The organism is Legionella cincinnatiensis, assembly GCF_900452415.1.
Lineage (GTDB): Bacteria > Pseudomonadota > Gammaproteobacteria > Legionellales > Legionellaceae > Legionella > Legionella cincinnatiensis.
Genome location: NZ_UGNX01000001.1, coordinates 3,236,978 through 3,250,587 on the forward strand (window position 1 = coordinate 3,236,978; position 13,610 = coordinate 3,250,587).

Below are 13,610 nucleotides of genomic sequence, written 5' to 3' on the forward strand. Positions count from 1 at the left end.
TCTTTTCCTTAAGGTGCATACATCACCTGAACATTTGCATCAAGATTATTTAAAAAAGCACTAACCGGCATAACCGTAGGATCATGCTGCGTCATTGCTTGATGCAATACTGCCAGTTTTTTTTGGCCAACTAAATGAAAAAAAATCACGCGACTATCTAATAATCTTCGTTTCGATAAACTCACTCGTTGATGTGATGCATTTTTAGGATTAATTTGCAATACTGCAGCAGCATTATCATCTAATCCTAAAGCAAGCTCGTGAGCACAAGGAAACAAGGACGCTGTATGTCCATCTTCACCCATACCTAAAACTACTGCATCAAAAGTAGGTAAAGATGCAATCATATTTGCTGTTTCTTCTACAGAGTGTCCTTCAGGATACAAGCTTAAAAAATGAGCTGTCGCTGCTTCATGTTGCAACAAATAGTGTCGAACCAAGCGTTCATTTCGATCCGTGTTATCTGGTGGAACACAACGCTCATCAGCTAAAGTTAGAGTCACTTTATTCCAAGGAAGATCAGTCTTTGCCAGAGCTTTGAATAAATCAATAGGTGTTTTTCCACCCGAAACCACCATATAGGCATGGCCTCGTTTGGCAATCGCATTACAAAGAATATGCTTTAATTGTTCAGCCAAATCCTCAGTTAATAAATGTGCCTCACTAAAACTATGTAACTGCATTTTGTTCACCCCACACATGTGCTTTGCCATTGTATAAACGAATTAATTCCAAGGGGCCCCACGTTCCTGATGGATAAGTATGAAGTGGTGTATCTTGTTTTTCCCAAGCCAGTTTAATATTGTCAATCCATTTCCAAGCTTGCTCTACTTCTTCGCGACTAACAAATAAGTATTGATTACCCAACATAACCTCGAGTAATAATCGCTCGTAAGCATCTGCAATTCTTTGAGAATTAGACAAATGGTTAAAATTTAAATTCAACTTACTGTCGCGCAATTGCATACACTCACTCAAACCTGGAATTTTATTCATCATGCGCAACTCTACACCCTCATCGGGTTGCAACCGTATAATAAGCTGATTAGGGGATAAATTTTGTTTTAGTTGTTTAAAAATATTATAAGGTTGCGGCTTAAAATAAATCACTACCTCACTTTGTTTTTTGGATAATCTTTTACCTGTCAATAAATAAAAAGGAACACCAGACCAGCGCCAATTATCAATATAGGCTTTAATTGCAACAAACGTTTCTGTAGTGGAACCTCGATGTGCCCCTTCTTCATCCAAATAACCTAATATGTTCTGGCCATTAATGACATTTGCCACATATTGGGCACGGATCGTATGTTCATGTACTTGCAGATCACTGATAGGGCGCAATGATTTTAATACTTTAAGTTTTTCACTACGAATACATTCTGCTGATAAGCTCATTGGAGGTTCCATTGCTAAAAGAGAAAGGATTTGTAATAAATGATTTTGCAGCATATCTCTTACTTGGCCTGATTTATCATAGTATCCCCAACGTCCTTCAACGCCGACCTCTTCGGCAACAGTAATTTCTACTTTATCAATAGACTGATTATCCCAATTTGAAGAAAAAATAGCATTAGCAAAGCGAAGTACCAACAGATTTAATACCGTTTCTTTACCCAAATAATGATCAATTCGATAAATTTGGTTTTCAGCAAAAAAGTGAGCAACCTCATTATTAATTGCAATGGATGAAGATAAATCATGACCAATTGGTTTTTCCAAGACAATTCGGGAAGGTTGTTTTGTTAGGCCAATATTTGAAAGCCCTTGGCATACTTGGGCATACAAAGAAGGGGGAATTGCCAAATAGGAAATGGTTGTTCGCTCTTCAGGAAGAACATAAGCAACTAATCTTGCATAATCGTCAAGCTGTGTTAAATCAAGTTGGCAATAAACCATTTTTTCAACAAAACGCGACCAAACCTTTTCATCTAGATTTTTACCCATAAAAGCTTGGGTCTTTGTTTTTGCAAACTTAAGATATTCTATAAGTGTTAGTGCTTCACGGGCACAACTAATGATGCGGGTATTGGTATGAAGTAAATTTGCACATTCAAGCTGATATAATGCGGGAATTAATTTTCGGCAAGACAAGTCTCCTAAGGCACCAAACAGAATTAAATCACAAGGATACTTCACAGCAACTTCTTCGATCATGTTTTATCCTACCCTCGATCATATTTTGAGGGTTAAATACTAAATTGAAAGATAGTACAGATCAACTTAAATCCTGCTTATCGCTAAAAAAGCCTATGGTTGTATTGTAAATTTTTAAAAAACTGAATATTCAAAGTATTAGGGTTTGTTGACCCCTACATTGTGCCTCCTCCATCTTGCGCTTTATGGATGAAATTTCACATGGAGTGAATCTAATGGTACTAGGGCTGTTGACATTTTGTCCGACTACCTAAGTGAAAACCAATTGTCAACCCACTCTATTGCAAAAATTGATTTTTATGCTATATGAAATATTAAGGTAATTACTACTTCCGCTTGCTATCTCATGGTTAGGCGTAAATGATGCAGAGATGTAAAAATCTAATTTACCTAAACCCTAAATTATTATTAGGAGAATCTGATGCTTAATAAGAGATTTTCAGAAAGACTGAATAGAGAGTTAGATAATATTGGTGTACCAGAATCAAGTACAGAGCGAATTGAAGTATTGTCAAAATTAGTGAAAATTCCTAAATTTAAAGCAGAAGCATTACTTAATGGAGCAACAAATCCTGATGAAGACTTACTTAATGCCCTAGCCCAAGAATTTGAGGTAAGTGCTGATTGGTTAGTCGGCAAAAGCGATGAGTCCTCTCATTAACATAACGAAAATGAGGAAGAAAGCTCTGTGTTTCAGAGCACTAACTCATCTTCGTAGATGACTTAAATTCGCATAAGTATTATGTAGCAGGCTCTCGAAGCGCTCCTCGTAAAATGCGTAGCACTGTATACAGGGATCTAGGTCAAAAAACTCAGTGATGCTTAAAAGCCGATTCTTTGAGATTGACTCGATAGCTGATTTTCAGCATCTTCTTTAATATTTAAAAGCTCATACGTTTCATGTAATTTACGAGCAATTTCTTTCTCTTGGTTTGAAGCAAAAAACTGCGGTCTATAAAGAGGTTTTTCTTGCCGTGTAATGGAGTAGCCTATCGCAACGATGAATTCTGCTAGCGCGCGAAAAAAATTTCCGAAGCGGGTTGCATTCTCATGGTTGTTAGTCAACTGTCTTATTTCTTTTTCAGTAACATTGGTCACTATTGCTTTCGCAGAATCAATTTTGAACTGTTCTCCATTCATTTTAGATGCCAAAAACTTAGCTCTAATTTCCTCTAACTCAGATTTTAAATTTTTTACCCAATCAGGCGTTTTAAGGGCGTCAATTGCAATAAGCAAATTGTTAAGTTGCATAACTTCGTCTGAGTTGCTCCTTACGGTATACTCTTTCTTTAGATGATTATAATGATTTTTAATAGCTACAATGTCTTCAGAAATGTTCTTTGGTATTCCTGAATAAATATCTTTTTTCTCTCGTAAGTCTTTCCTAATCTGATTAAGATCGTCAAAATTATTCCTATATATTTCGGCCAGAGGAAATTCTTTCCGTTCATTTTCTAATTCATTCAATTCAATTTCTAATTTATTTTTATTATTCAAAAAACTATTAATTCGCTTTATTTGGAAATCTAATGACTGTGTAAGTTTGGTAAGGTTGTTTACAGCCTCGTATGATTTTATTTCTATCTGTTCCTTGGTTAATTTTTTTGTTGATAATTCGACTATTATAGAATGAGAGTTCGTCAACGCTGTTGTTATGTCATTTTCATAATTTCTTAAATAATCCTTCAGTCTTGGATCCTCATCACATTTTTGAAGTAGATTCTTAAGCTTATTAAGTTGCATGTTTATAGAACTCACAGAGCACGATGCGTAATCAACTCTATTTTTTTCTGCTAGTGTGATAGCAGGATTAAGTGTACCTACTAAAAATTCAATTAATTTTTCATTTATTTGATTCAAGGCCACTTGTGCATTTTTTGTAATTGTAATTTGCTTAAGGATTTGCTCACGAGAATGAGCCTCTTGAGCAATAAATTCATACTCTCTTTCACGAATAACCTCATCTACTTGTTGGAATAGAGAATTATACGAATTCAATAATGCTTTTATGTCGAGCTCATCCTTTACTAAGGTGATTTTTTCATCGAACTCCTGACGAAGCGCCATAATTGCACTTACTTGTAAACCATATTGTTCTGATAACTGAGCTAATTCAGAGGTAAGTTCAGTCGGTGTTTTGATGCGCTCTGTGGAAGGATTTATATTATTGTCTCTAGAGGAGTCTATTACTTTTACGTCTGAAAAATTTCCGGTTTTCTTTTCCAGTATTATTGCATAAGTATTAATAAGATCATTAAAATCAGCTAATTCAATTTCTTGGTTAGGCTCGCTTTTTTCCAACCAATTTTTTGCTTCTGCAAGGCGTTTAACAAATAGAGCATCTTCACTAAGTTGCTTAGAAAAATAATCCATAGTTTTGGAAAAAGCATTTATTGAATCTTCGACATTACCAAAAAATTTACTCAACAGCGGATTTTCATCGAGTTTCTTATCCTTTATCCCTCCTGCCTCACTTTTTGGTCGCTCGCTAAAATTTTTAATCATCAAATCGATTAGATCTAATTGAAAATTTTTAGCCAGAATATGAGCTGTGGTAATTAGCTGTTTTTGTATTGCAGTATCTTGTATTTGTTCAACATCCCTAATCATGGCAATAACTGACTCTAACTGCTGCTCATTTCTTTCCAATTTTATTTTTTCTTGGGAGTTATGGATTGTTTCACGTAGTTTTACTAAATAATGCTCTGTTCTATCGTTTATTTCTGTCTTGTCTTTCATATTAATTGCCCCTAAGAGAAGATCTGCAAACACGTGAAATGCTTAAATTAACGTCAGCTCGATTATGAGCATCCCACTTGAAATAAGATTTACTGGCAATGTCCGTTTACCTCCATAAATGGCATTGCTATGCCATTTATAGCGAAATACGTTAAATTAACGTGAGTTTCGGATAAAGGCTCTATTGAGATCCAGCCTCCATCTCGAATCGTTCGGGCTGAGGAGGCATTCATGCCGTCTCGAAGCTTAGTCCAGAACTTGAAAATTTGTCCTAAGGCTTCGAGACAGCGCTATGCGCTTCCTCAGCCCGAACGGATCAAAGTAAAACCACGCTCTCTTATCCGAAACTCACGTTAAATTAAGTTTCCTAGAGTTACCTTCGAGCTCTAGAGCGTAAGACACCCTAGAGTCAATGTTTAAAATTTAAACAAAAAGACATTATAAATCAAATTTATTATATTAATATGAGATAACAAATAATTTGATATTTTCATGGAGTCTAGAAATTAGTGGCTTTATGGGCTTTTAATTATTCAATTTATCTTGTTGAATAACAAAAAATTATAATAGAAGTATTATGAGAATTATGTAAAAAAAGTGGTATATACAGTTGTTGAGCATATTAATCAACATTACTGGATCCAACGGACAAACTGCGGAACGTCGAGTCTTGGAAGACAAATTGTCAACAAGCTCTAATTTGTGGAAAAAATTTCCACATCATTCTTTTCTAAATTCTGATTAGAAAATAAAAACTAACTCAACTTAAAATATAAGAAATTACACTTATTTAAGTAGATTTAATCAAATTATATACATGTGATTTATTATTATAGAGATAATGGGTTTACTTAACCATGAAATCGATCGTTTGCACTGATTGGTTTTGCATGCTTTTTGATATACTCAATAATTTTTCCAGCAATATTAATTCCCGTAGCTTTTTCTACACCCTCAAGACCTGGTGATGAATTAATTTCTAAAACTAAAGGGCCATGATTAGAGCGAATTAAATCAACACCTGCCACTTTTAATCCCATAGTTTTTGCAGCTCTAATAGCAATAGTTCTTTCTTGTGGGGATAATTTCACTTTAACAGCAGTACCTCCCTGATGCACATTTGCTCGAAACTCACCCTCTTTTGCTTGTCGCTTTACAGCAGCAACAATCTTCTCGCCAACAACAAAACAACGAATATCAACTCCACGCGATTCTTCAATAAACTCTTGTACTAAAATATTGGCACGCATTTCTTTAAAAGCATTAATAATGCTCACCGCGGATTGATGACTGTCCGCTAAAATCACTCCTTTCCCTTGAGTTCCCTCTAACAATTTGATCACTAAGGGTGCACCACCAACCATCCGAACCAAATCTTCAGTATCATCAGGAGACTGCGCGAAACTAGTCAATGGCATAGGAATTCCTTTACGAGCCAATAACTGGAGTGAACGAAGTTTATCTCGGGAGCGTGAAATGGCAATCGACTCATTTAAAGTATACATACCCATAGTTTCCATATGGCGCAATACTGCCGTACCATAATATGTATTTGATGTACCAATTCGTGGAATTACAGCATCAAAATGAGGTAAAGGAGCTCCTCCTCTGTAATGAACTTTTGGACAGGAAGCGGCAACATTCATATAACAATATAATGGATTTATAAAACTTATCTCATGGCCAGCAGCTTCACCCTCAGCTTTCAGACGCTTGTGAGAATACAAATGTGGGTTCGTAGCCAATATCGCAATTTTCATGAAACACGCATTCCTTAACTATTTCTTATTTTTGTTATTTTAAAAGTTCTTAATGAGTCAAAAAAACTTGTTTATAAATGATTCATATAAATAAAGCCTAGCCTAAAAAAACTAAAATCACATCGGGATTTAATAAAAAATTTGCATTAAAAAATTCTTAATTAAGATACCAATAATAGATAATCTCTTGCTAAAAGATCGGCATGATGTGGTGTAGTAAAAAATGCATTGAGTTCTCCTTGAGGATTAAATAACATCAATGCTCCACTATGCTGCATATCATAATTTTTAGAATCATTGTTCGCTTCAATTACTTTTGTATAAGCAATACCCATTTCTCGAGTCATCGATTTAATCGATTCGTCATCTCCACGTGCACCATAAAAATCAGGATGAAAAGAGGTTACGTAATTGCCCAGTTTTTGTTGACTATCACGTTCTGGATCAATGGATATCATAACTATCCGTGGTAAAGTCTTAACCCCTTTTTCCTCAAGGATACGATACATCTTAGCTAACTCAGCCATAGTTGTTGGGCAAACATAGCCGCAATTAGTGAAACCAAAAAATATTAAAGTCCATTTACCCTGTAAGCTATTATTATCAAAAGTATTGTTATCAATTCCTGTCAGATTAAATTTATTGACTTGTCTTGGGTGTTCAAGATAAGTACCATTGAATTTGCTAACATCAATTTTCTTTTTAAAATGAATATGTTGTCCTACAAATATTCCCGAAAATAACCCTGCAAGAGCCAGCAAAATAACTACAGTAAAAGTAACACCCTTAATTTTTAAACTCATTTTTCCCCCTTTAAAGGAACATACATGAAATAAGTCGCCTAAAAACTCAACATCCTATAATGGAACTATTTCATACATATTTCTTATAAGTAATGATCAATCAATAAAAAGACAAACAGCAGCATCAAATAAACTATTGAAAATCTAAATGTTTGCATCGCAATAACGGGCTTATCCGTATGATATAATTGATACGCCCAGAATAAGAAACGCGCACCCAAGACTAAAGCACCTATCAGATAAAATAAGCCACTCATCCCTATAACAAAAGGTAATACGCTTACTACCACTAATAAAATGGTATATAAATAAATATTCAATTTAGTAAATTGGATACCATGGGTTACGGGTAGCATAGGAATTTGCGCATGTTGATATTCTTCATAGCGATAAATCGCTAAAGCCCAGAAATGAGGCGGTGTCCAAATAAAGATAATTAATACCAACAACAACGCTTGTGGATCCAATTGATTGGTCACGGAAGTCCAACCTAATAATGGTGGGGCAGCACCAGCTAATCCCCCTATCACTATGTTTTGTGGGGTTGCTCGCTTTAAATAACCTGTATAAATACCAGCATATCCAATCAAAGTGATAAAAGTGAGTAATGCAGTTAAGCCATTTACAAAAACTACTAAAACAGTTAGCCCAATTGTACCCATGATTAAAGCAAACCATAAAGCCTGATGCACTGAAACTTGGCCGCTCGCTACAGGCCTTTTTTTCGTTCGGGCCATAATGGCATCGATTCGCTTATCAACAAGATGATTAATTGCCGCAGCACTACTCGCACATAACCCAATGCCTAGCAAAGAAGCACTCAACAGAAAAAGATTCACCCATCCTGGTGTGGCAAGATACATACCAACGACTACAGTCAAGAGCATCAGTAACACAACACGGGGCTTACATAACTCAATATAATTACGCCAAACGGATGATGTAGATTGCACTATAGGATTAACATGCATCGTTCTGCCCCTTACGCGTAAAGTGCAATGTGCTAAATAGCGCAGCTAACAATAAAGCCGCAACCCCATTATGAGCTACAGCTACCGTAATTGGAAGTAAATAAATCACATTAAGAATCCCTAAAGTAAACTGGATTAATACCAATAAAAACACCACTACAGCTGCTGTTTTAAGATAATTAAAACGGCTTTTCAATAGAATAAAAAAGGAAAGTATCATCACATAAACAGCGGTTATCATTGCACCTAATCGGTGAATAAATTGGATGGTCGCTCGTACATCATGTTCAAGTAACCCACCTTGATAATTCGCTCCTACTGGAGAAAATAAATTAAAACCCTGGGCAAAATGCAAATCAGGCCACCAAGCTCCATTACATGTTGGAAAACCTATACATGAAATTCCTGCATAATTAGCACTAACCCAACCACCTAAGGCAATTTGTATCAAAACAATGAGGACTCCTAAACGTATCCAAGGACGCCATTGCGGTAAATCTTGACCACTTAATGAGCTGATTTGAAGGCGAAATCGACTTAAACAAGCAACAATTAACATCCCTCCGAGAAGATGTCCCATGACTACCACAGGCAAGAGTTTTAAAGTTACAGTCCACATACCTAAAACTGCTTGAAAAATAACTAAAATTAATAAAGCAACAGGTAAATGCCAAGGTAAATGACCGCCGTGGGAACGTTTACGTAAAACATAAAAACCGATAAAAAAAATCAATAACGCTAATGTACCCGCAACATAACGATGAGCCATCTCAGTCCAAGCTTTTCGAGTCTCAATAGGAATTTGTGGATATTGAGTTTGTGCAGCCTGCAATTTTTCCTTAGCACTGGGAAGAACCATCTGTCCGTAGCAACCTGGCCAATCTGGGCAACCTAAACCTGCATCCGTGAGTCGAGTATAAGCACCTAACATGACTACACATAAAGATAAAAGTACGGCGCAGGTTACTACGTAGCGTAATAGTTTATTTTGCATTAGATTTATCGCCCTTGTTTTCTGTTGTATTGAGCAACAACTTTAAATCCTTATATACATCATCAGGATTAACCTGTGGTGAATAACTGAGAATCAAATAATTATTGGGATCCGCTAAAAAAATTTTTGCCTTGGAAAACAATGCTCCTTTGGCATGAATTTCGGCTGCAGATAATTTCGTCATCTGAAAATCTATTTCTCTTAACAAAGATTGTTGTTCTTGAGACAATGCGGGTGACTTATTACTAAGAATCAACCATTGATCAACCTGATATAATTTACGTCCCAAAGCCAAACGTATCTTAGCTAAAACCTCTAGTTGTTGCATGCATGCTTTATCACAAACACTTGGGTTCCAAAAAATGATACGCCACTTTGCTGCCTCTTTGAAAGAATTCAATGCTACGGGTGGACTCAATAAAGTTCCTTTATTAATTGTTGCAGTACCTAACCAGGAAGGATGTTTATAAAACATCAAAGCTGCTATTCCGGGAGTTGCAAATATTAGAACAAGCAATAATAAAATATAATACTTAGAAATTTGTTTTTTCATTTTTTTTCTTCAGATTTAATGCTACAAATATAATCAGGACAACCAATGCCATAACAAACCACTGCAAAGCATAGGCTAAATGCCTCTGTGGAGGCATAGATACAGTCGCCCATTCACGCACAAATCCATTTGCATCTTGTTTGTCGAGGCGAATAATAAACGGAGAGACCGTTTTTTGCAAAACTTGGCTCATCAATTGTGTATCCAAGCGTTCAAGGATAACTACTTTATTTCCCTTCTTTTCTAAAGAAGGTCCTAAAACCCATTGATTTTTACTTGGAAAATATACAGAACCCTGTAATGTCAAAAAACCATGTGGAGTTATAATATTAGGAAAAATTCGGCGACTTAATTCCCCCGCAACCCAGCCTCTATCAACCATGATGATTGAACCATCGAGAAGCTCCAAAGGCGACAATACATTATAACCAAATTGATGTTGATGATGTTGGTTATCTAATAAAAATATCTGCGGCAAATAATTCCCTTTCAGTATAATACGCTCGTATTGTAAGGGTTGTTTTTGACTTTTAGTCCAAAAAAGAGGCTTTTGCAGTTCTTGTGTTTTTTGTGCCACAATCATCTTCCTTTTTTCATCTGCACGTTGAATTTGCCAAAAACCAAGGCGAACAAATAATGAAAAAAACAAAAGGGTGAGAATTAGCATCAACCAAGTTGGGGTGAAACGAAATTTAAAACAGGTTAAACTAGGCATGGTTCATCAATTGTTTAAATGTTGGCCATAATCTGACGGCAATTTTCAGGAGTATAACAAATGATCACTAAAATTATCATCATCTTGGCCATGATTATTATCGCTGGTTCATTAGCAAGTGGACTTATTTTCCTCATTCGTGACTCCGGAAACTCCAAACGCACAGTCAGAGCACTGACCATTAGAATAAGTATTTCTATTAGTTTATTTATATTTTTATTAATTGCTTTTAAACTGGGATTAATTAAACCCCATGGCATTTAAATTTAAGGATTTATTATGCGTATATTATTCATCAGTTTTATATTTCTTTGTCACGGCCTCCATGCAGATACTATAAAAAATTACATGAATATTGCCGATAATATTCCCCAGATGGAAATTAAAGCAGATCCACAAGCCCAAGCTTGGGCTCGCTCAGCGCGACATGTTCTAACCATAACCTGTGAAAGTATTGCAGAAACAATGCTTCAAGCAAATGAAATTGCTAAAAATCAGGGTAATCCTATTTTTTGTCTCCCTAAAAGCGTGGAGCTTAATGCAACCACTCTATGTCAACTGCTGCAGAAAACTTATAAAGACATGTCAAGTCAACAAAGTGATAAAGATTCGATGACCGTATCACAAGTAGCTTGGCTAGGCGCAAGTAAAAGCTATCCTTGTCAACCAAACACTGCAGCTAAAAATGAAATGACCCATGTCTCTACAGCATTGGGACAATCTTAGCAGCTATAAGGCTACTCCATTATTGTGAAAATTTATGTGTTTACAATTCACCTGCAGGCGCTGTACAACCAAATTGTAAACACACCCTATTTAAAGTGAACGTTGTAACTCTGGATAACAAAAATCTGGGAATTTCATGGAAAATCCTTTCCTGAGTATCGTTACAGTGTTGCCCAAATAACGTCATCAGCTAAAAATATAGTGCTTTTTCCTGTTTATTTTGTTATTATAATGTTCAAATTTTATATCACCTTGCCTTTTTAGGCTACGTTTTACTCAATCAGGATTTTTATGTCTCAAGAAATCACCAGCTTTGCTGCCTTTAATTTTTCTGATGCCTTAAATAGAGCATTAGAGGATATGAAGTTTACTACTCCTTCGCCGATCCAAGCACAAACCATTCCTTTACTGTTAGAAGGGCGAGATGCGATTGCTCTTGCACAAACAGGAACCGGTAAAACTGCTGCATTTGCATTACCAATTTTGCAAAATTTATCTCCATCTGTGCATGGAACTCAAGCTTTAATTTTAGCACCTACACGCGAATTAGCGATTCAAGTTGCAGAGCAATTTGAATTATTAAGTGCTAATCAGCGCAGTATCACCGTTGCAGTTTTATGTGGTGGTCAAGAATATGGCCGTCAATTGAAGCAATTACGAGCCGGGGCTCAGATAGTAGTTGGGACTCCAGGACGTATTTTAGATCATCTCGATAAGGGAACTTTGCATTTAGATAATTTATGTACTTTTATTCTTGATGAAGCAGATGAAATGTTGCGTATGGGGTTTATTGAAGATATTGAAACCATCATGTCTAAATTACCCGAAAAAAAACAAATAGGTTTATTTTCTGCAACCATGCCCTATCGTATACGGCAAATTGCTAACACTTATTTGCATAATCCAGTATCGATTGAAATACGAGCAGAAACTGCCACTGTCAAAAGTATTGAACAACGCTTCTTATTTGCATCAGGACATCAAAAATCTGAGGCATTATTACGAGTATTAGCAGTAGAAGAATATCAGGGCGTTATTGTATTTGTACGAACTAAAAGCAGTACTGAAGAAGTAGCAGAGGTATTACAGCAACAAGGACTGCGCGCTATGGCCATACATGGTGACATTACCCAAGCGCTACGTGAACGAATTATTGCCCAATTTAGACAAGGAGCAATTGATATCTTAGTTGCTACAGATGTTGCTGCACGTGGTTTAGATGTGGAGCGAGTCACTCATGTGATTAATTATGACTTACCCCATGATAATGAAACTTATGTTCATCGCATTGGAAGAACAGGAAGAGCTGGACGTTCAGGAGTCGCGGTACTCTTTGTAACACCTAAAGAAGGTCGACTTATCACAAGTATCGAGCGGCATACTCGTCAGCGTATTACTAAAGTAGCTGTGCCCACAGACCATATGATCCATGTGACACGTCAACAACGTTTCATGGCGAATATTACTGCACGTTTAGAACATGAACACTTAATTTCATATAAACGGATTATTGAAGAATACATCAAAGAGAATAATGCTTCCGCAGTCGATGTTGCTGCTGCGATTGCCTTATTACTACATAAAGATATGCCATGGCAAAAAGAGCAGACCCTACCTAAAGAATCACGTCCAATAAAAGAAGGCCGTGCCGAACGCAATGGTAAATTCGAACGTTCATTTTCGCGTTTCGACGAACGAAAAAGTTTTGCTTCGGATAAGAAAAGTTCCAAAGAAAACCGTAAAAAATCGGGTGACATAGAACAAGATTTGTTCCGTCTTGATGTGGGTAAAGTTCACGGCGTAAAACCAGGAAATATTGTTGGCGCTATTGCTAATGAAGCAGGCCTACAAAGTAAGCATATTACCGGTCTTAAAATTCTTGATGATCATTCTATTGTACGCCTTCCAAAAGGTATGCCTAAAGAAATCATGAGTGGTTTAACCAAAGCCTGGGTTTGCGGACGTCAATTAAAATTAACTTTAATTAATAATGCTTGATTTAGTAGTCCAGACTCACGCCACCCTCTTCAAAAGAGAGTATCTATTGAAGGCGGGTTGTAAGATGAAATTTCTAGCAAGATTTGTTGCTTTTTAGACCTTCCTCTGTTGCGGAAGGTGGCGTTTGGGAAAGCGCCTCCCTCTGCAACAGCAGAGAGTGATGTTTGCTAATTGCCTCTCTCTATACATCGTCT

The 13,610-nt window shown here is 36.4% G+C and carries 13 protein-coding genes; 4 read left to right on the plus strand and 9 right to left on the minus strand.

What is annotated here, in order from left to right; all coding sequences use genetic code 11:
- Window positions 1-8 precede the first annotated feature (8 nt).
- Window positions 9-683, minus strand: a complete 675-nt coding sequence (gene pgl / locus DYH34_RS14415) for a 6-phosphogluconolactonase (protein WP_058465188.1) — start codon at window positions 681-683, stop codon at window positions 9-11.
- Window positions 670-2,157, minus strand: coding sequence for a glucose-6-phosphate dehydrogenase (gene zwf, locus DYH34_RS14420; protein ID WP_058465189.1), 1,488 nt, complete (start codon window positions 2,155-2,157; stop codon window positions 670-672). Before zwf ends, pgl begins: the two co-directional genes overlap by 14 nt.
- Before the next feature lie 421 nt (window positions 2,158-2,578).
- On the opposite strand from zwf, the gene DYH34_RS14425 reads away from it, so the two are divergent.
- The gene (locus tag DYH34_RS14425; protein WP_058465190.1) at window positions 2,579-2,818 is read left to right on the plus strand and encodes a hypothetical protein; all 240 of its coding nucleotides are present in this window, start codon (window positions 2,579-2,581) and stop codon (window positions 2,816-2,818) included.
- 161 nt (window positions 2,819-2,979) lie between these two features.
- On the opposite strand, the gene DYH34_RS14430 is transcribed toward DYH34_RS14425, so the two are convergent.
- The 7 genes from DYH34_RS14430 to DYH34_RS14460 form a co-directional block, all read right to left on the minus strand.
- Window positions 2,980-4,896, minus strand: a complete 1,917-nt coding sequence (locus DYH34_RS14430) for a hypothetical protein (RefSeq protein WP_058465191.1) — start codon at window positions 4,894-4,896, stop codon at window positions 2,980-2,982.
- Window positions 4,897-5,747: 851 nt separating this feature from the next.
- Window positions 5,748-6,656, minus strand: coding sequence for a 30S ribosomal protein S6--L-glutamate ligase (gene rimK / locus DYH34_RS14435; protein ID WP_058465192.1), 909 nt, complete (start codon window positions 6,654-6,656; stop codon window positions 5,748-5,750).
- 161 nt (window positions 6,657-6,817) lie between these two features.
- Entirely contained in the window at window positions 6,818-7,459 is a 642-nt protein-coding gene (locus DYH34_RS14440) for an SCO family protein (RefSeq protein ID WP_058465193.1), read from the minus strand.
- 83 nt (window positions 7,460-7,542) lie between these two features.
- A complete protein-coding gene (cyoE, locus tag DYH34_RS14445; RefSeq protein ID WP_058465194.1) occupies window positions 7,543-8,430 on the minus strand; it encodes a heme o synthase in 888 nt (295 codons plus the stop codon).
- A complete protein-coding gene (locus DYH34_RS14450) occupies window positions 8,420-9,424 on the minus strand; it encodes a COX15/CtaA family protein (RefSeq protein ID WP_172465420.1) in 1,005 nt (334 codons plus the stop codon). The genes cyoE and DYH34_RS14450 overlap by 11 nt, the downstream gene beginning before the upstream one ends.
- Window positions 9,414-9,977 (minus strand): hypothetical protein, encoded by a 564-nt coding sequence (locus tag DYH34_RS14455; RefSeq protein ID WP_058465196.1) that lies wholly within the window; start codon window positions 9,975-9,977, stop codon window positions 9,414-9,416. Before DYH34_RS14455 ends, DYH34_RS14450 begins: the two co-directional genes overlap by 11 nt.
- Window positions 9,958-10,692 (minus strand): SURF1 family protein, encoded by a 735-nt coding sequence (locus tag DYH34_RS14460; RefSeq protein ID WP_058465197.1) that lies wholly within the window; start codon window positions 10,690-10,692, stop codon window positions 9,958-9,960. Before DYH34_RS14460 ends, DYH34_RS14455 begins: the two co-directional genes overlap by 20 nt.
- A gap of 60 nt (window positions 10,693-10,752) precedes the next feature.
- On the opposite strand from DYH34_RS14460, the gene DYH34_RS14465 reads away from it, so the two are divergent.
- From DYH34_RS14465 to DYH34_RS14475, 3 genes are all read left to right on the plus strand, one after another.
- On the plus strand, window positions 10,753-10,956 hold the full coding sequence (locus tag DYH34_RS14465) for a twin transmembrane helix small protein (RefSeq protein WP_058465198.1): 204 nt from the start codon (window positions 10,753-10,755) through the stop codon (window positions 10,954-10,956).
- A 15-nt stretch (window positions 10,957-10,971) separates the two neighbouring features.
- Complete coding sequence (locus tag DYH34_RS14470; RefSeq protein WP_058465199.1) at window positions 10,972-11,418, plus strand: hypothetical protein; 447 nt, start codon at window positions 10,972-10,974, stop codon at window positions 11,416-11,418.
- Window positions 11,419-11,709: 291 nt separating this feature from the next.
- Window positions 11,710-13,416, plus strand: a complete 1,707-nt coding sequence (locus tag DYH34_RS14475; RefSeq protein ID WP_058465200.1) for a DEAD/DEAH box helicase — start codon at window positions 11,710-11,712, stop codon at window positions 13,414-13,416.
- The last annotated feature ends 194 nt before the right edge of the window (window positions 13,417-13,610 follow it).